This window comes from Salmonella sp. A7 (assembly GCF_020181675.1).
GTDB classification, from domain to species: Bacteria; Pseudomonadota; Gammaproteobacteria; order Enterobacterales; family Enterobacteriaceae; genus Salmonella; species Salmonella enterica.
Map to the genome: position 1 here is coordinate 890,734 of NZ_CP084001.1, position 18,312 is coordinate 909,045.

At 53.2% G+C, this 18,312-nt stretch carries 16 protein-coding genes; 6 read left to right on the top strand and 10 right to left on the bottom strand.

Features of this window, described 5'->3' with window-relative positions; all coding sequences use genetic code 11:
• The first annotated feature begins 261 nt into the window (after window positions 1–261).
• From gcvA to rlmM, 3 genes are read left to right on the top strand one after another with little or no spacing between them, the layout of a single operon-like run.
• Window positions 262–1,179: a glycine cleavage system transcriptional regulator GcvA gene (gcvA, locus tag LCS67_RS04265; RefSeq protein WP_000044409.1), complete on the top strand. Its 918-nt coding sequence runs from the start codon at window positions 262–264 to the stop codon at window positions 1,177–1,179.
• Between the two features lie 18 nt (window positions 1,180–1,197).
• Window positions 1,198–1,593, top strand: coding sequence for a DUF423 domain-containing protein (locus LCS67_RS04270; RefSeq protein WP_000203913.1), 396 nt, complete (start codon window positions 1,198–1,200; stop codon window positions 1,591–1,593).
• The gene (rlmM, locus tag LCS67_RS04275) at window positions 1,586–2,686 is read left to right on the top strand and encodes a 23S rRNA (cytidine(2498)-2'-O)-methyltransferase RlmM (RefSeq protein ID WP_001045494.1); all 1,101 of its coding nucleotides are present in this window, start codon (window positions 1,586–1,588) and stop codon (window positions 2,684–2,686) included. Before LCS67_RS04270 ends, rlmM begins: the two co-directional genes overlap by 8 nt.
• A 58-nt stretch (window positions 2,687–2,744) precedes the next feature.
• Here the strand turns inward: rlmM and fucR are convergent, their stop codons facing one another.
• From fucR to fucP, 5 genes are all read right to left on the bottom strand, one after another.
• A complete protein-coding gene (gene fucR, locus LCS67_RS04280) occupies window positions 2,745–3,455 on the bottom strand; it encodes an L-fucose operon activator (protein ID WP_000642330.1) in 711 nt (236 codons plus the stop codon).
• Between the two features lie 57 nt (window positions 3,456–3,512).
• Entirely contained in the window at window positions 3,513–3,935 is a 423-nt protein-coding gene (gene fucU / locus LCS67_RS04285) for an L-fucose mutarotase (RefSeq protein ID WP_000920848.1), read from the bottom strand.
• A gap of 1 nt (window position 3,936) precedes the next feature.
• Entirely contained in the window at window positions 3,937–5,355 is a 1,419-nt protein-coding gene (fucK, locus tag LCS67_RS04290) for an L-fuculokinase (RefSeq protein ID WP_000806772.1), read from the bottom strand.
• Between the two features lie 100 nt (window positions 5,356–5,455).
• The gene (fucI, locus tag LCS67_RS04295; protein WP_000724131.1) at window positions 5,456–7,231 is read right to left on the bottom strand and encodes an L-fucose isomerase; all 1,776 of its coding nucleotides are present in this window, start codon (window positions 7,229–7,231) and stop codon (window positions 5,456–5,458) included.
• Window positions 7,232–7,262: 31 nt separating this feature from the next.
• Window positions 7,263–8,579, bottom strand: a complete 1,317-nt coding sequence (fucP, locus tag LCS67_RS04300; protein WP_000528622.1) for an L-fucose:H+ symporter permease — start codon at window positions 8,577–8,579, stop codon at window positions 7,263–7,265.
• A gap of 555 nt (window positions 8,580–9,134) precedes the next feature.
• Here fucP and fucA point away from each other — a divergent pair.
• Together fucA and fucO are read left to right on the top strand one after the other, a co-directional pair.
• Window positions 9,135–9,782 carry an L-fuculose-phosphate aldolase gene (fucA, locus tag LCS67_RS04305; RefSeq protein WP_000440828.1) on the top strand — a complete coding sequence of 216 codons (648 nt, stop codon included), beginning with the start codon at window positions 9,135–9,137 and terminating at the stop codon, window positions 9,780–9,782.
• Window positions 9,783–9,798: 16 nt separating this feature from the next.
• Window positions 9,799–10,947 carry a lactaldehyde reductase gene (gene fucO / locus LCS67_RS04310; RefSeq protein ID WP_000013562.1) on the top strand — a complete coding sequence of 383 codons (1,149 nt, stop codon included), beginning with the start codon at window positions 9,799–9,801 and terminating at the stop codon, window positions 10,945–10,947.
• 91 nt (window positions 10,948–11,038) lie between these two features.
• On the opposite strand, the gene xni is transcribed toward fucO, so the two are convergent.
• From xni to queF, 5 genes are all read right to left on the bottom strand, one after another.
• Window positions 11,039–11,794, bottom strand: a complete 756-nt coding sequence (gene xni, locus LCS67_RS04315; protein ID WP_001530269.1) for a flap endonuclease Xni — start codon at window positions 11,792–11,794, stop codon at window positions 11,039–11,041.
• 169 nt (window positions 11,795–11,963) lie between these two features.
• Complete coding sequence (gene sdaB, locus LCS67_RS04320) at window positions 11,964–13,331, bottom strand: L-serine ammonia-lyase II (protein WP_000626384.1); 1,368 nt, start codon at window positions 13,329–13,331, stop codon at window positions 11,964–11,966.
• Window positions 13,332–13,389: 58 nt separating this feature from the next.
• Window positions 13,390–14,679, bottom strand: a complete 1,290-nt coding sequence (gene sdaC / locus LCS67_RS04325) for an HAAAP family serine/threonine permease SdaC (RefSeq protein ID WP_000450462.1) — start codon at window positions 14,677–14,679, stop codon at window positions 13,390–13,392.
• A 564-nt stretch (window positions 14,680–15,243) separates the two neighbouring features.
• Window positions 15,244–16,608, bottom strand: coding sequence for a nucleotide 5'-monophosphate nucleosidase PpnN (gene ppnN, locus LCS67_RS04330; protein WP_000627973.1), 1,365 nt, complete (start codon window positions 16,606–16,608; stop codon window positions 15,244–15,246).
• A gap of 113 nt (window positions 16,609–16,721) precedes the next feature.
• Window positions 16,722–17,570, bottom strand: a complete 849-nt coding sequence (gene queF, locus LCS67_RS04335; protein ID WP_000100465.1) for an NADPH-dependent 7-cyano-7-deazaguanine reductase QueF — start codon at window positions 17,568–17,570, stop codon at window positions 16,722–16,724.
• A gap of 68 nt (window positions 17,571–17,638) precedes the next feature.
• Here queF and syd point away from each other — a divergent pair, with 68 nt between their 5' ends.
• Window positions 17,639–18,184, top strand: coding sequence for a SecY-interacting protein (syd, locus tag LCS67_RS04340; RefSeq protein ID WP_000343990.1), 546 nt, complete (start codon window positions 17,639–17,641; stop codon window positions 18,182–18,184).
• The last annotated feature ends 128 nt before the right edge of the window (window positions 18,185–18,312 follow it).

The window sequence follows — 18,312 nt, forward strand, 5'->3', positions numbered from 1 at the left end:
AAAAAGGGTAGTCTCGCTACCGTGGTCTGAATCGCAGACCAATTGCAAACACAACAACACAACATCACAACCGTAAGCCAAAAGCCCATCAGAACACGCATTCCGATAAAACTTTTCGTTCCGGCTCAGGAAGTGCCGCCACTATAGGTATTTGCTGGTAGAACCTCAACGGACAATTTATAATGTCTCAGATTAAAAAAACTAATAGGTTACATATTGTTACCTATTTGTTAAATTCATTCGACATTAAGTCCAGAGGCCATGTCAAAACGATTACCTCCTTTAAATGCGTTACGCGTTTTTGATGCTGCCGCGCGCCATTTGAGCTTTACGCGAGCAGCGGAAGAACTTTTTGTGACGCAGGCCGCAGTAAGCCACCAAATTAAGTCACTTGAGGATTTTTTGGGGCTAAAACTGTTCCGCCGCCGCAATCGTTCGCTGCTGCTGACGGAAGAAGGCCAAAGCTATTTTCTCGACATTAAAGAGATATTTTCCCAGCTCACGGAAGCAACGCGTAAGCTCCAGGCGCGCAGTGCCAAAGGGGCGCTGACGGTGAGTTTACCGCCCAGTTTTGCCATCCAGTGGCTGGTGCCCAGACTCTCCAGCTTTAACTCAGCTTATCCGGGAATTGACGTTCGGATACAAGCCGTTGACCGTCAGGAAGATAAACTGGCAGACGATGTCGATGTCGCGATTTTTTATGGCCGGGGAAACTGGCCGGGCTTGCGCGTCGAAAAATTATACGCAGAATATTTACTGCCCGTCTGTTCTCCTTTATTGCTCACAGGCGAAAAACCGTTAAAAACGCCGGAAGATCTGGCGAAACACACGTTATTGCACGATGCTTCCCGGCGTGACTGGCAGGCCTATACTCGTCAGTTAGGGCTCAACCATATTAACGTTCAGCAAGGGCCGATATTTAGCCACAGCGCGATGGTGTTACAGGCCGCTATTCACGGACAGGGGATCGCGCTGGCGAATAATGTTATGGCGCAGTCGGAAATTGAAGCCGGGCGACTGGTGTGTCCATTTAACGATGTTCTGGTGAGTAAGAATGCTTTTTATCTGGTTTGTCATGACAGCCAGGCAGAACTGGGTAAAATAGCCGCCTTCCGTCAGTGGATTTTGGCGAAGGCGGCGACGGAGCAAGAAAAATTCCGTTTTCGTTACGAACAATAATTAACTTAGGGTATGACCATGACCAGCCGTTTTATGCTGATTGTCGCCGCTATCAGCGGTTTTATTTACGTTGCTCTGGGCGCGTTCGGGGCGCATGTTTTGAGTAAAACCCTGGGCGTGGTTGAAATGGGCTGGATTCAGACCGGCCTGCAATATCAGGCGTTCCATACGCTGGCGATCTTTGGCCTGGCGGTGGCGATGCAGCGCCGTATCAGCATCTGGTTTTACTGGAGCAGCGTTTTTCTGGCGCTGGGCACGGTGCTGTTTAGCGGCAGTCTGTACTGCCTTGCGCTTTCGCATCTGCGCTTGTGGGCGTATATCACGCCTGTCGGCGGCGTCAGTTTCCTGGTGGGCTGGGCGCTATTACTGATTGGCGCCATTCGTATGAAACGTAAGGGCGCGAGCCATGAATAAAGTTGTATTGCTCTGCCGTCCGGGGTTTGAAAAAGAGTGCGCTGCAGAAATTACCGATAAGGCGGGAAAACGGGAAATATTTGGTTTTGCACGCGTAAAAGAGAACGCAGGCTATGTCATTTATGAATGCTATCAGCCGGAAGATGGCGAAAAGCTGATTTCAGAACTGCCGTTCAGTTCGTTGATTTTCGCCCGCCAGTGGTTTGTGGTGGGTGAACTGCTGCAACATTTACCGCCGGAAGACAGAATTACGCCGATTGTCGGCATGTTGCAGGGCGTAGTGGAAAAGGGCGGCGAGCTGCGGGTTGAAGTCGCCGACACCAATGAAAGTAAAGAACTGATGAAGTTCTGCCGCAAATTTACGGTGCCGCTGCGCGCGGCTTTGCGTGATGCGGGCGTATTGACGAATTATGAAACGCCGAAGCGTCCGGTCGTTCATGTCTTTTTTATCGCGCCAGGATGCTGCTATACCGGTTATTCGTTCGCGCATAACAATTCACCGTTTTATATGGGCATCCCGCGTTTGAAGTTTCCGTCTGATGCGCCGAGCCGCTCAACGCTGAAACTGGAAGAGGCGCTCCACGTTTTCATCCCGGAAGATGAGTGGGATGAACGTCTGGCGAACGGCATGTATGCGGTGGATTTGGGCGCCTGTCCCGGCGGATGGACGTACCAGTTAGTGAAGCGCAATATGTGGGTCTACTCCGTAGATAACGGCCCGATGGCGCAAAGCCTGATGGACACCGGACAGGTGACCTGGTTGCGTGAGGATGGCTTCAGGTACCGTCCGAACCGGAATAATATTTCATGGATGGTCTGCGATATGGTGGAGAAGCCGGCCAAAGTCACCGCGTTAATGGCGCAGTGGCTGGTGAACGGCTGGTGTCGGGAGACGATTTTTAACCTTAAACTGCCGATGAAAAAACGCTATGAAGAGGTGTCGCATAACCTGGCGTATCTTCAGGCGCAGTTGGATGAGCATGGCGTTAATGCGCAGATCCAGGCGCGTCAGCTTTATCACGATCGCGAAGAAGTGACGGTACACGTGCGTCGGTTGTGGGCGGCTGTTGGCGGACGTCGCGACGAGCGGTAAAAACGCGCTGCCGTCATCCGGCGCGTCATCAGCGCCGGATGGCGCACGCTTATCCGGCCTATGACTGCGGCGCATCTGAAACAATATGCGTCACGTCATCCAGATGGCCGATGCGCGCCTCTCCTGAACGATTAAATTTACTTTTATCAATCAATAATAAAGACTGCGAGGCGCGCCTGAGCAGGATAGATTTAAAATCGGCGTTGATCGCATTGGAGTCCCACAGATCGCCGCCGCCGTCGATCCCCTCGCAGGAAAAGATGAACAGATCGATATCAAGCGATTTTAGCTGTGAGATAAGCGACGGATTAACGTAACAGCCATATTTACGTTCAAGCTGGCCGCCGGAACTTATCAGCGCAATGCGTTCGCGTTTTCCCAGCTCCTGACAGATAGGATGGCTATTGGTAAAAACCTGAATGGGAATATCCGGCAACTGGCGGGCCAGATACCAGCAGGTTGAACTGGCATCCAGCGCAATCGTCATTCCTTCTTCTATCCACGCTAACGCTTCACGGGCAATATCGGCTTTATGCGCATAATGGCTTTTCAGGCGGATATGGAATGGATCGCCGCTGTCCTGATTTTCACGATGAATATATTTAGCTCGTCCGTGATTACGCAGCACTTTTCCCTGCGTCTGTAGTTCACTGAGATCGCGGCGGATGGTCTCTTTACTGACGTTAAGCCGGGTGGCCAGCGCTTCGGTGGTCAGACTTTTATGATTGATCAGCAGATCGACTATCGCTTGTTGGCGTGCCGCTTTCATTTTTCTCACCCCATCATTCGATGAACGCCCGCGTTATGCGGGCGCACCGGCAAGAGATTACGGCGTTACCCCTTTTTTTAAAAGAATATTTCCGTACTTCGCGCACTCACCTGTGATAACGATCGCAAACGCTTTTTGCGCCCGCTCATAAAACGCATAGCGGTCGATACGAACGATATCCGGGCACGGCGCTTCTAATGACAAGGCATCGCGATAGCGCGCTTCAACGCTGGGATCGAGCGTGTCGCCTTCCACGGCGGCCATCATCACCAGCGGCGGGGCGTAGCTATCCAGCTCAAAGAGCGGAATAATTGCCCGCAGTAGATCGCTGACGCTAAGACCATCGGCGCGAATCACCTGCGGGCCCAGGCTATGCGCGGGAAAGTGAGCGTCGGAAAAAATGATTTCGTCCCCGTGGCCCATCTCGGCCAGCACTTTGAGCAGTGTCGGGGAAATTAACGGTGAAATGGTTTTTAGCATTTCATACTCCCTCAATAATTTCAGGTTCGGTTTGCGGCCAGAAATAGCGATACTGATAATTGACCTGCGCACGCGCCTGTTCCGGGCTATTAAATTCGCCTACGCCGTACCAGCCAAACATGGCAGCGCCGGCCACGGTGGTTTCCGCGTCGTCCAGCACTTTGATAGGGATATCAAGCTGATTCGCTTTAATTTGATTCCATAAAGCGTTGCGACTGCCGCCGCCAACCAGTAACAGTTCTGTGGCGTTAAAATGGCCGATTTTCTCCAGCGTGCGCAGATTACGCTGAAGTTGCGCCGTCAGGCCTTCCAGCGCGGCGCGATAGAAATGGCCGCGGGTGGTATTGAGCGTCACGCCCTGCCAGCCTGCATTTTGGCAGGCGAGCAGATCGCACTGCATCCGCACGCCTTCCGCGCCAGCGGGAATAGCGCGCGCTTCGTCGATCAGCGTTTGCCATGGCGTTTCCGGCGTCCACAGCAGTTTTCGTACCCATTCGAGTACGCCGGAGGCCAGCCACTGCATTCCGGGGTTATAAAGCCCCGACTGACTGTCCAGTTCACAGGTCGAGCCTGGATACTGGCTGAGCAGCGAGGTATCCACCTGACCGCTGCGCACCATCAGAATCTCCCATGTTCCTGAGGAGAGCACCGGTTCACCTTGCTGCGCGCCAGCGCCGAATAACGCGAACTGAGTATCGTGTCCGGCAGAGATCACCGGCACACCCGCCGGGAGACCGAGTAGCCTGGCCGCGTCTGTCTGTAGCGTGCCTATCTGGGCGCCCGCTTCCACGATACGCGGGAACAGGCGGCGCGCCAGGCCCGTCGCCTGCAGGATTTCCGGACTAAAGTCGCGCTGATGGATATCCAGTAGCTGGCTGGTGCCTGCCATAGTGATATCGGTCGTAAACTCGCCGGTCAGACGGTGGTTAATCAGCGACGAGATAAACAGCCAGCAGTGAGCTTGTTCCAGCAGGCGCGGATGATTCTCTTTAAGCCAGACCAGTTTATACAGCGTGTTAAAGCTGAACGCGCCGACGCCGGAGAGCGTCTGCAATTGCCGGGGCGAGATAAAGCGCCCAATCGTTTCCATCACGGCAGCGGTTCGCGGGCATTTCCAACTGATGACCGGGTAGAGCAGCTCGCCCTGCGCATCGACCAGCGCGCCATCGACGCCGAACGTAGTCACCGTAATACCGCGAACAACACACTCCGACAGGGCGCTGGAAAGTGACCTGCAACAATCGGCGAAACGTTGCAGGATGGCGTCCAGCGACCACTGATGCCAGGTGCTATTTTCTGCGGCAATGTCGCTGGCGTTAGCGGTTGAGGCGCGGGCGACAATTTTCCCCAGGCGATCAACGGCGATCGCCCGAACGTTAGTCGCACCGCAGTCGAGAACCAGGATAACGTCTTGTTTCATAGATAACTCCATAAACGCCGCCCGATGGCGCTACGCTTATCCGGCCTACGGTTCACGCGCCCGTAGGCCCGGTAAGCCTGCGCCACCGGGCTAAGCCGCATTAACGTTTATACAGCGGGCCATAATTCTGGCAGGCACGATAATCCTGGCCTTCGATATCCATACCGTGAGCCGCCCAGGCGGAAGGACGGTAGATCTTCGCCTCCTCCACGTTGTGCATACATACCGGGATACGCAGCATCGCGGCGAGAGTAATAAAGTCCGCCCCTACATGGCCGATGGTGAGTACGCCGTGGTTAGCGCCCCAGTTCGCCATCACCGAATAGACATCGGTAAACGGGCCTTTGCCGGTAAGACGCGGCGCAAACCAGGTGGTAGGCCAGGTAGAGTTGGTGCGGGCATCGAGCTGATCGTGCATCGCTTTCGGCAGTTCGACGCTCCAGCCCTCGGCGATTTGCAGTACTGGTCCCAGGCCTTTGATGATATTCACGCGGGTCATGGTGAATGGCACGCCGCCTTCGGTCAGGAAACGGGATGAGTAGCCGCCGCCGCGGAAGTATTCGTGAATCGCCGGGCACCATTCAGTGGCCGCCAGACACGCATCCGCCTCTTGTTGGCTGATTTCCCAGTGTGGTTTCATGGTCGGCTTGCCTTCGCTGTCGCGCTGTTTACAGGCACCGTCCAGAGCGGCAGAACCGGAGTTAATCAGGTGAATAATGCCGTGTTCCGCCAGGCCGCTGAGCGCCTGGCCGGTGACGCGTTCTACGGCTTCCGGCGACCAGTAGGTTCGCACGTCGGCGAATATCTGCGCGGTACCGGTGAGTTGATGGCCAAACAGCATCGCTACGCCGTTCAGACTGTCATTTTCGGTGGCGACGACAAACGGTTCGCGTACGCCGTTCCAGTCAAAAGAGCTATTGAGCAGCGCTTCGGCGGTATCGCCGTTCGGGTATTGATCGGTCCAGTGGCGCTGGCCCTGGAAGCCGGCGGCAATAGCGTTGTAGCCCAGCGATTCTTCAACTAACCCTTTGTCCGCCAGCGTCTTGTTGCCCTGCATCATATCGCGAATACACATCGCCATCAGCAGGCTCTCTTTTAGCACCGCGCGGTTCTGGGCTTCATTGCGCTTATACTGCGAGGCGTTCTGATCTTCGCCGTAGCGGAAGTTTTTATCCGCCCACGCCAGCGCCATCTCCAGTTCGGCCTCATCATAAATTTTTTGATCGATACGGCGGCGCAGTTCGGTCATATCTACCGCTTGCACCTTCATGCCCAGCCAGGATTCAAAGAAGTTATGATCGACAATGGAACCCGCGATCCCCATCGACACGCCGCCGACGGAGAGGTAGCTTTTGCCTTTCATGCTGGCTACCGCTAACCCTGCCCGCGCAAAACGCAGCAGTTTTTCTTCGACGTCGGCGGGAATGGAGGTATCGTCGGCATCCTGCACGTCATGGCCATAAATGGAGAACGCCGGAATGCCTTTCTGGCTGTGCGCCGCCAGCGCCGCGGCAAGGTAAACCGCCCCAGGACGCTCTGTGCCGTTAAAGCCCCAGATGGCTTTCGGACGCATCGGGTCCATATCAATGGTTTCGCTGCCATAGCACCAACACGGCGTAACGGTAATGGTCACGCCCACGTTCTGGCTACTGAATTTTTCTTCACAGGCGGCGGATTCCGCCATTCCGGCAATACAGGTATCCGCAATGACGCACTCCACCTGTGTCCCACAGGCGTGGCGGATTTTCTCGGTAATGAGCGCCGCCGTCGCTTTCGCCATGTTCATGGTTTGCTCTTCGAGCGACTCGCGTACGCCCATACGACGTCCATCAATCACCGGGCGGATACCGATTTTCGGTAAGCTGATTTTTTTCATGACAGATTCCTCACGTTATTCGGATAAATGTTCAGTTTGTCGCCGCTTGTGAACGGAAACGGGCAAAAATGAAGATGACGGCAAAGCACAATGCCGGAACCAGTTCGGCGGTCGGGATTTTGCCTGCGGCGTCGCTAACGAAGCCCATTACTGGCGTGACAATACCGCCGCCAATAATGGTCATGACGATAAAAGACGAGCCGTACTTAGTGTCCTGTCCCAGATTTTTGATACCCAGCGAGAAGATGGTTGGGTACTGGATTGACATAAATGCGCTACACAACGTCAGCGCCAGCAGGCCGATATGTCCGCCGCTAAAGGCGGAAATCAGACACAGGAGCATGGCAAACAGGGCGTAGGCGGCCAGCACTTTATGCGGCGCGAAGCGGCTGATAAGCCAGGTCCCGGTGAAACGGCCGATAAAGAAGCACACCATAGTGCCGGTCAGGTAATTGGCGGCGAAACCGGGCGTCATTCCAGGGATCTCCTCAATGGCGTAGCGGATCAGATAGCTCCAGCAGGCGGTTTGCGCCCCCACGTAGCAGAACTGCGCCAGCACCGCCCAGCGCCAGTGGCGGATACGGATGAGTCGGGAGAGAGAAGATAAGAAAGAGCTTTGTTTAGCATCGCTATGATCGTCACTTTGCAGGGCCGGAAATTTGGTCAGCATAATCAGCAGCGCAACTACTAATACGATGGCGACGATAATCATGTATGGCGTTTGTACCGATAACACCAGGCTGTGTTTATAGGCGCTAAGCTGATCCGGCGTCATTTTATCAAGCGCTTCTTGCGATTGATGCGGCACGTTAGACAAAATAAGGCTTTGCCCAAACACAACGGCGATAATAGCGCCAAAGGAGTTAAAAGTTTGCGCCAGATTAAGCCGGAAATGTCCGCCGCTTTCTGGACCTAATACCGTAACAAAAGGGTTGGCTGCAGTTTCAAGACAGCCTAAACCGGCGGCGATGATAAACAGGCCAATTAAAAATAATGTGTAATTCATTATCTCGGCGGCAGGCCAGAATAATGCGGCGCCAACAGCATACAAAAAAAGCCCGGTGATAATCCCTGCTTTATAACTGAGTTTTTTCATCAAAATCCCAGCAGGAATTGGAATGACGAAATAACCGAAATAAAAGGCTGACTGAATAAGTCCGGCCTGAAAGTTAGTTAGCGTAAAAGCTTGTTGAAACTGCGGTAGTAAAATGTCATTCAGATTATTGGCGACAGCCCACAGAAAAAATAGCGAGCAAAGTAAGGCGAATGGAATAATGTAGCGCTTGCTCTTGCTTTGCTCTGCATCCACAGCACGAAAACTCTGCGTTTGTATTGTTGTGTTTCCCATAGCATCCTCATCGGTTCAGAAGCTTTTGCGTGCGGTCGGTTCTGGTCACCAGACCGTAAAATTAGGTGAGTTCGCTTTTCTTTCCGGTAATAAATTGGCGTCCGGAATGAACTCATGGATTCATTTTCAAATAAAAAAGGCCTTTTAATATGATGGCGGTCACATTTATACCTGAGAGCAGAGCGTTCTGTGATTATCATCACTTTAATTTCCATAAAAAAATGACCGTTTGAGATGTTTAATTTAAAAAACCACAGACTGAATGCCCGAATTAAATTATTGCCACGAAAACGGGCAGTAGTAACTTATTCTTCATTTTTGCCCGTTTTAAAAAATATTATTAAGAGCGGGCATTTATCGGCGAGAGAAACGGTAGTCGTCTGGTTTATCGTGGCGAATTAATTGATGTGAATCACAAAATATCGTTATTTAAATTCCCTTCTCTTTATTCAGTATGATGATAGTTGCTAACTATTCGATTATTTCAACAGGACAGCAGCGCGATGCGAAAGGCGGTTTTGTTGTCTCATTTTGAATCACAGAGAGAGGTAAATAATGGAACGAAATAGACTGGCGCGGCAGATTATTGATACCTGTCTGGAAATGACGCGGTTAGGGTTAAATCAGGGGACGGCAGGTAACGTGAGCGTACGTTATCAGGGCGGAATGCTGATTACGCCGACGGGGATCCCCTACGAGAAGCTGACAGAGTCGCACATTGTTTTTATTGATGCTGACGGTCAGCATGAGCAGGGCAAGCTGCCTTCCAGCGAGTGGCGTTTTCATATGGCGGCATACCAGACGCGCCCTGACGCCAATGCCGTGGTACATAACCACGCTGTCCATTGTACGGCAGTCTCGATCCTGAATCGCCCGATTCCGGCAATTCACTACATGATTGCCGCCGCAGGGGGAAACTCTATTCCCTGCGCGCCCTACGCCACTTTTGGCACCCGCGAACTTTCTGACCATGTTGCTGTGGCGCTTAAAAATCGTAAAGCGACGCTGTTACAGCATCACGGGCTTATCGCTTGTGAAGAAAATTTAGACAAAGCATTGTGGCTGGCGCATGAAGTGGAAGTGCTGGCGCAGCTCTATTTAAGTACGCTGGCCATTGTCGATCCGGTACCGGTGCTGGATGACGAGGCGATCGCTATCGTACTGGAGAAATTTAAAACTTACGGGTTACGTATTGAAGAGTGATGTCAGGAGACAGGCGATGGCGAACAGAATGATTCTGAATGAAACGGCATGGTTTGGCCGGGGAGCGGTGGACGCATTAACCGATGAGGTGACGCGCCGCGGTTATCATAAAGCGCTGATTGTTACGGATAAAACGCTGGTGCAATGCGGTGTGGTCGATAAAGTGACAAGCAGAATGGATGCCGCAGGGCTGGCGTGGGAAATCTATGCGGGCGTGATCCCTAATCCTACGATTTCCGTTGTCCAGGAAGGGCTTAAGGTCTTTACCCAAAGCGGCGCGGACTATCTCATCGCCATTGGCGGCGGTTCTCCGCAGGATACCTGCAAAGCGATCGGTATTATCAGTAACAATCCGGAATTTGCCGATGTGCGCAGTCTGGAAGGGCTATCGCCGACCCGTAAACCCAGCGTGCCGATTATGGCGATCCCGACAACGGCGGGAACCGCGGCGGAAGTCACTATCAATTATGTGATTACCGATGAAGAGAAACGGCGCAAATTCGTTTGTGTCGATCCACATGATATTCCGCAGGCGGCATTTATCGATGCCGATATGATGGACGGTATGCCGCCCGCGCTGAAAGCGGCAACGGGCGTGGATGCGCTAACCCATGCTATTGAAGGCTATATTACCCGGGCCGCATGGGCGCTGACGGATGCATTACATATCAAAGCCATTGAGATTATTGCTGGCGCGCTGCGCGGCGCCGTAGCCGGAGAAAAAGAGGCCGGTGAGGCGATGGCGCTGGGGCAATACGTTGCCGGGATGGGGTTTTCCAATGTGGGGCTGGGACTGGTGCATGGGATGGCGCATCCGCTGGGCGCGTTTTACAACACGCCGCACGGCGTCGCGAATGCTATTTTGCTTCCGCATGTGATGCGTTTCAATGCCGGGTCTACCAACGAGAAATTCCGTGATATCGCCCGGGCGATGGGGGTGAAGGTAGAAGGATTGAGCCTTGAAGAGGCGCGTAATGCCGCAGTGGAAGCCGTATTTGCGTTAAATCGCGATGTGGGAATTCCGCTGCATTTGCGTGATGTCGGCGTTCGAAAAGAGGATATCCCGGCGCTGGCGCAGGCGGCGTTCGATGATGTCTGTACGGGCGGCAATCCGCGTGAAGCGAGTCTGGCGGACATTGTCGAACTGTATCATATCGCCTGGTAATTTTGCCGGATGGCGCTGCGCTTATCCGCTCTACATTTCGTGCAGTCCTGTAGGCAGGATAAGGCGTTCACGCCGCCATCCGGCAACAAAACTACCGCGCCAGCCGTAGCTGCTGTAAGTTTCCGTCGATATGTAAATCGGTTTGCAGACGTGCAATATCGCGGCAGAGAAATGCCATTTCTTTATGCATCTCAAGCTTTTTGCGCCACTTTTCCGGCACCTCGTCCAGATGGGCGTAAATTCCCTCCAGATTTTGAAACTGAATCAATAGCTGGGTCGCGCTTTTGGGGCCGATACCGGCAACGCCGGGGACTTTCGAACTGCTGATTCCTGCCAGACCCCAGTAATCCGGCAACTGTCGGGGAAGTACGCCAAACTCTTTTTCAATAAACGGCGCGTCCAGCCAGCGTTTCTGGAAGTAGTCGCGAATGCGCAATCCCGGAGAGAGCAACTGGCAATAGCCTTTATCGGTTGACACAATGGTTGCCTGGTGTCCGGCTTCGGTAACTTTTAGCGCCAGCGTCGCCGCCAGATCGTCCGCTTCATTACCATCTGATGCCCAACAGCGTACGCCGCGCTGTTCAAACGCGGCGCGTAGGGCGGGCATTTCATTATGTAAATCGTCAGGCATCGGCGGACGTCCTGCTTTGTAGTCCGGCAAACGCTGGTGACGCCAGCCGCTGCTGCGCGCGTCGTCATCAAATACCGCTACGGCATGGGTTGGCTGGCTGTGGATAATCAATTGATCGAGCGCGTGTTGGCAGGTTTCCACACAGGGCGATCCCTGAACGGCGTGAATACGGCGAATCAAATTGAGCGCGTCGACGATAAGCAGATGAGCAGCCACGGTGTTCTCCCTTACAAACCTGCGCGTAGGGTAACATTCACGGCGGGGGGAGGCGAGCATTGCGAAATAGCGCTATCCGTAGGCCTGATAAGCGAAGCGACATCAGGCAACAAAGCCGGATGGCGACGAGCGCCTTATCCGGCCTACAGATCCTAAAATGTGCTGAGAATTAATCGCAGGTAACGATCTTCATCGCCAGGCCGCCGCGCGAAGTTTCGCGGTACTTAGCGTTCATGTCTTTACCGGTTTCGTACATGGTCTCAATCACTTTATCGAGGCATACACGCGGTTCGCTGGTACGGCGCAGCGCCATACGCGCGGCGTTGACTGCTTTGACTGAAGCAATCGCGTTACGCTCAATGCAGGGAACCTGTACCTGACCGGCAACCGGATCGCAAGTTAACCCCAGATTATGCTCCATGGCGATTTCTGCGGCGATACACACCTGCGCCGGACTACCGCCCAGCAGCTCGGCCAGACCCGCTGCCGCCATGGAACAGGCCACGCCGACCTCTCCCTGACAACCCACTTCGGCGCCGGAAATAGAGGCGTTCATCTTATACAGCGAGCCAATCGCGCTGGCGACCAGCATATAGCGAGCAAGTGAGTTAGCATTTACTTCGCGGATAAACTTGTCATAGTACGCCAGCACCGCCGGAACAATACCACATGCGCCGTTAGTCGGCGCAGTGACTACTCGTCCGCCTGCGGCATTCTCTTCGTTCACCGCCAGCGCGAACATATTGATCCAGTCGACGACCGCCATCGGATCGGTGGTGGTCTTATCCTGACTGACCAGCACCCGACGCAGCGCCGCCGCGCGACGCGGAACGCGCAGTTTGCCCGGCAATACGCCCTCGGTGGTGATACCGCGCTCGATACCGCTGCGCATTACCTCCCAGACCCTGGCGAAGTGCTGCTCCAGCGCTTCTTTACTGTGCAGGGCCAGTTCGTTTTGCATCATCAGACCGGAGAGCGACAGACCCGTCTCCTGGCAGTGGCGCTGTAAATCCGCGGCGGTTTTGTAAGGGTACGGCACGTTAACAGGTTCGCTATTCGTCAAACCAAAGTGCTCTTCATCGACGATAAAGCCGCCGCCAATGGAGTAGTAGGTTTGGCTGTAGAGCACCTTATCGCCCGCCAGCGCGGTAATACGCATCCCGTTTTCATGCAGAGACAGGTTGTCGGCGTGGAAATTCATGCACTTATCGACCGGAAATTCGACTTCATGCTGCCCATTGGCCAGTAGTAAACGCCCATGGGTGTTCACATCCTGGATAAAGGACGGAATGGCGTCGATATCGACGGTGTCCGGCAGATTCCCCGCCAGGCCCATAATAATGGCGATATCAGTGTGGTGGCCTTTACCCGTCAATGACAGAGAGCCGTAGACATCCACCACGACGCGGGTGACATCTGTAAGGATATGGCGGGCAATCAGATCGTCCGTGAACTGCTTGCCTGCTTTCATTGGTCCGACGGTGTGAGAACTGGAAGGGCCAATGCCGATTTTAAAAATATCGAATACGCTAATCATAGGGCATCCATTGCGGTTGTATCATAGAGAAGCGCCGCGGTAAGCGGCGCTAAAGGACTTAGCTGAACAGTGAGTAGAAAATAGCGGAGATGGCAATCAGGCCCATAATCACAACGAATACGTTGCTGATATGACCGCTGTACTTACGCATTGCCGGTACTTTCTGGATGGCATACATCGGCATCAGGAACAGAATCATCGCGATGATCGGGCCGCCCAGGGTTTCAATCATGCCCAGGATGCTGGGGTTCAGCGTCGCCACAATCCAGGTGGTGACCAGCATGAACAGCGCGGTAATTTTATTCAGTTTGTTGATTTCGATGGATTTACCTTTACCACGCAGCGATTTAATCACCATACCGTTAAAGCCTTCACGCGCGCCCAGGTAGTGGCCGAGGAAGGATTTGGTGATAGCAATCATCGCAATGATCGGCGCCATCCAGGCGATGATCGGCGCGTTAAAGTGGTTCGCCAGGTAAGACAGAATAGAGATGTTCTGCTCTTTTGCTGCCGCCAGATCTGCCGGCGTCAGGCTCAGCACGCAACTGAAGACGAAGAACATCACGGTTAGCACCATCATGATGTGGGCGAAGGCCAGAATTTTAGAACATTTCTTCTCAGCGCCTTCACCGTACTCTTCACGCTTCGCAACCGCGAAGGAGGAGATGATCGGGGAGTGGTTGAAAGAGAAAACCATCACCGGAATCGCCAGCCACAGCGTCATCCACAGACCGTTACCGGTAGACGCGGCGGAATCAAAGGACAGCGTTTCCAGCGCCGCGCCGTTCCACTGCGGGATCAGGTACAAGGCCAGCAGCATCAGCGCAGCGACGAACGGGAATACCAGGATACTCATCGCCTTAACGATCATTTGCTCGCCGAAGCGCACGATGGTCATCATGCCAACAATCAGGATCAGGGAAAGAATCGCCCGCGGCGGCGGATTAATCGCTAACTGGTGGGTCAGGAAGCTTTCCACGGTATTAGTAATCGCCACGCTGTAAACCAGCAGGATGGGGTAAATCGCGAAGAAGTAGAGCAGGGTAATCAGTTTACCTGCGCCGATACCGAAGTGTTCCTCAACGACTTCAGTGATGTCTTCACCCGGGTTTTTACCGGACAGCACGAAGCGGGTTAAACCACGGTGTGCGAAAAAGGTCATCGGGAAAGCGAGAATTGCCATGATGATGAGCGGAATCATGCCGCCGACGCCTGCGTTGATCGGCAGGAACAGAACGCCCGCGCCGATTGCCGTGCCGTAAAGGCCCAGCATCCACATGGTATCCGTTTTGCGCCATGCGCTTCGAGAGTCAATCGAAGCAATAGTGCTGGTCTGAGTGGTTTCCATCTATTTCTCCTGGAGGATGCTAAAAATCAGGTTGCTGGTCTAATCCAATGAAAAAAGACCTGATCGTAAAATGAAATCTGCTTAGGGACGCTTTTTATATAATTTTTCGCCGTAATAATTTTCGGGCGGAAAGATACATTTAAGTGATGAATCTATCAGTGATCCCGATCTCAAATGCAATAATCCGCTTCTTACATGGATAAATTTGGACCATTAATCTATTAAAAAAACGTCATAACGAATTTCCGGGCGCGAAGGCTACCATTAACGATATAAGGCCGGAAAGATTGGGGCGCAAGATACGGAGGTTTGACTATAAAAATCAAGGTTTTTAGTGAATTCTGACGAAGAATAAGAGTTTGAACCGATAAATCACGGTAAGAGGAGTGAGGTAAACGTTTGCCTGGCAATCTATTTATGGTGAATTATAAATGGTGTTTATAAAACAATGCGGGCTATGCCTCTGATGATCATCATAAAAAATGAAGGCATACGTTAATCGCCATACCGCAATGAAAGGAATGGGAGAAGCGCCCGGCTGCTGGCGGCAACCGGGCATAAGCGCTAAGCGCAGATCTCGTAACAGGGGATGTAGGCGGAACCTGGCAATTTCATACGATGCTGCGCGACGAATCCCTGCAGCAGATCGTCCATGCGACGCATCATCTCTCGATCGCCGTGGATTTTATACGGACCATTAGCTTCAATGGCGCGTATCCCGACCTCCTTCACGTTCCCCGCGACAATACCGGAGAAGGCGCGCCGCAGATCCGCCGCCAGAATCTCAACCGGTTGATCCGGGTACAGTTTCAGGTTGGCCATATTCTCATGCGACGGCTCAAACGGCACCTGCAGATCCGGTGCAATACGCATCGACCAGTTAAAACTATAGGCGTCGCCGGTATCGCGGCGATTCTCTTTCACTTGCGGCATCGCTTTCTTCATCAGCCGCGCTACCTCCGCCGCATCGTCAATGATGATGCGGTAATGACGGCGGGCCGCTTCGCCCAGCGTATGGGTAATAAACTCATCCAGCACGCGGAAGTAATCGGCGCTCTCTTTTGGTCCGGTCAGGATCAGCGGCAGCACCTGATTTTTATTGGCTGGATTCATCAGAATCCCCAGCAAATAAAGCAGCTCTTCCGCCGTACCCACGCCGCCCGGGAAGATGATGATACCGTGTGCGATACGGACGAACGCTTCCAGGCGTTTTTCGATATCCGGCATGATGATCAGTTCGTTCACCAGCGGGTTAGGCGGTTCAGCCGCAATAATGGAAGGTTCAGTCATGCCGATAAAGCGGCTGTCTTTATAACGCTGCTGCGCGTGACCGACCGCCGCGCCCTTCATGGGGGCTTCCATCGCCCCAGGGCCGCAGCCGGTGCAGATGTTCAGCTCGCGTAATCCCAACTGTGTGCCGACGCGACGGGCATACAGGTACTCGTTTTCGTTAATTGAGTGGCCGCCCCAGCATACCACCATGTTTGGCGCTTCGCCGACGTGCAGCGCCCGGGCGTTGCGCAAAATGGAGAACACCAGATTGGTGATATGTGTTGAGCTTTCAAGATCCAGATGCTGGAAACGACCGGCATTATGGATCTGCCCATTCACAAAGAGAATGTCGCGCAGCACCGCGAACAGGTTAGCCTGTAGCGCACGAATAATCCGCCCGTCAACAAAGGCGTCTTCAGGCGGATTAATCAATTCCAGCTTCACGCCGCGCTCGCGGCGCAGCACGTTAATATCGAAATTTTCAAAGCGGGACAGCAGCTCTTTGCTGTTGTCGGTCAGGCTGCCGGAGTTAAGAACGGCAAGTGAACAGTTACGAAACAGTTGATACAGGTCGCTACTGGCCGTGCGTTTCAGCATGTCCACTTCCAGTTGCGACAACATATCCATTGAGCCAAGCGGGCTAATATGTGTAATCAAGTAAACTCCTTATGGGACGCAACACGCCATTCCCTGTTGATTACAATAGCCCTGGCTGATGACCTTTCACAACCTTACATGCGCAATCCGGCACGCAAAATTGACAAAAAAGATTACTGACGCGCCAGCCTGCCCGTGGCGGGCACAAAATCGGCATTGCTGCGCCAGGGATTAATGTCCAGCCCGCCGCGGCGGGTATAGCGCGCATAAACGCTTAACGTTTCCGGCTGACAGAAGCGCAGAATGTCATTAAAAATACGCTCTACGCACTGCTCGTGAAATTCATTATGGTGACGGAAGGAGACCAGATAACGCAGCAGTTTTTCCCTGTCGATTTTGCGCCCGCGATACTGAATTTGTATTGAGCCCCAGTCCGGTTGGTGGGTGATCAGGCAGTTGGATTTCAGCAGATGACTGACCAGCGTCTCCTCTACTTGCTTCTCGCCGCTGACCGCATGTTGCAGATAGTCGGTAGTAAACTGGTAGTTGTCGATACTGATATCCTGATCGTCAATACAGGTGCCGTGGAAATGGGCGACAGGCTGTCCTTCCAGCTCATCAAGACGATGAAGCCTCACGCTAACGTTGCCCTGCGCGCAGGCGCGCAGATCGCGCTCCAGCGTCTGGCGCACCGTCTCCCAGGTGTCAAAGCGCGTCTGGTTAAAGCTGTTCAGATACAGTTTAAAGCTTTTGGATTCGATTAAATTAACGCTGGTGTAATCCAGTTCGACATGCCCGACGGCGACCTGCGGAAGACCACGGCTGTTAAGCCAGGAAAGTTCATACAACGTCCAGATATCCGCGCCGTGGAACGGCAAATTATCGGCTGTTAATCCGAGCGGGTCGCGATTCAAACTGCGCGGTACGCCCTGCAGCAGGCTGGCATCATAATTGTCCCGGTAATCCGTTGATTTTCCGAGAGTCAGGCCATCGAGAGCCTGATGGTTTTCATAAGAAGACATGTTTCACCGTCATAAACCAGATACACTATGCGCCAAGTGTATCCTGGCTTTTATGAAGAGAGAAACTGGTGGACGAACTGACAGCGCAGGCATTGAAAGCCTTTACGACGCGTTACTGCGACGCGTGGCAAGAAAAACACGGTAGCTGGCCGTTGAGCGAAGAACTGTATGGCGTACCTTCTCCGTGCATTATTTCTTCAACCCGCGATGCCGTTTACTGGCAGCCGCAACCTTTTGAAGGCGAAGAAAATGTAAACGCGGTTGAACGCGCCTTCGATATTATGGTACAACCTGCGCTCCACGCGTTTTACACCACGCAGTTTGCTGGCGACATGCCCGCGCAGTTCGCGGATGAAAAGCTTACGCTACTGCAAACCTGGAGTCAGGATGACTTTCGGCGCGTGCAGGAAAATCTGATAGGCCACCTGGTCACGCAAAAGCGGCTCAAGCTTCCTCCCACGCTTTTTATTGCGACGCAGGAAAATGAGCTTGAGGTCATTTCGGTCTGTAATCTGTCCGGCGAGGTGATTAAAGAAACGCTGGGCACCCGCAATCGTACCGTTCTTGCCGCAACGCTTGCGGAATTCCTTACGCAACTTAATCCTCTTCTGTAATCGTTTGCCCTAACAGGTGTGAGAGATCTCTTACAAAGTCTGTAGGAGATCGCCAGGATATCAGCGGATACTGAGTCCCGTTTTCTTATGTAAGTCTATATAAAACAACCTGTTAAAATGTTTTTGCG

Coding starts and splice junctions, on each gene's coding strand:
- gcvA (WP_000044409.1), top strand. CDS start 262: ATGTCAAAACGATTACCTCCTTTAAATGCGTTACGCGTTTTTGATGCT.
- LCS67_RS04270 (WP_000203913.1), top strand. CDS start 1,198: ATGACCAGCCGTTTTATGCTGATTGTCGCCGCTATCAGCGGTTTTATT.
- rlmM (WP_001045494.1), top strand. CDS start 1,586: ATGAATAAAGTTGTATTGCTCTGCCGTCCGGGGTTTGAAAAAGAGTGC.
- fucR (WP_000642330.1), bottom strand. CDS start 3,455: ATGAAAGCGGCACGCCAACAAGCGATAGTCGATCTGCTGATCAATCAT.
- fucU (WP_000920848.1), bottom strand. CDS start 3,935: ATGCTAAAAACCATTTCACCGTTAATTTCCCCGACACTGCTCAAAGTG.
- fucK (WP_000806772.1), bottom strand. CDS start 5,355: ATGAAACAAGACGTTATCCTGGTTCTCGACTGCGGTGCGACTAACGTT.
- fucI (WP_000724131.1), bottom strand. CDS start 7,231: ATGAAAAAAATCAGCTTACCGAAAATCGGTATCCGCCCGGTGATTGAT.
- fucP (WP_000528622.1), bottom strand. CDS start 8,579: ATGGGAAACACAACAATACAAACGCAGAGTTTTCGTGCTGTGGATGCA.
- fucA (WP_000440828.1), top strand. CDS start 9,135: ATGGAACGAAATAGACTGGCGCGGCAGATTATTGATACCTGTCTGGAA.
- fucO (WP_000013562.1), top strand. CDS start 9,799: ATGGCGAACAGAATGATTCTGAATGAAACGGCATGGTTTGGCCGGGGA.
- sdaB (WP_000626384.1), bottom strand. CDS start 13,331: ATGATTAGCGTATTCGATATTTTTAAAATCGGCATTGGCCCTTCCAGT.
- sdaC (WP_000450462.1), bottom strand. CDS start 14,679: ATGGAAACCACTCAGACCAGCACTATTGCTTCGATTGACTCTCGAAGC.
- queF (WP_000100465.1), bottom strand. CDS start 17,570: ATGTCTTCTTATGAAAACCATCAGGCTCTCGATGGCCTGACTCTCGGA.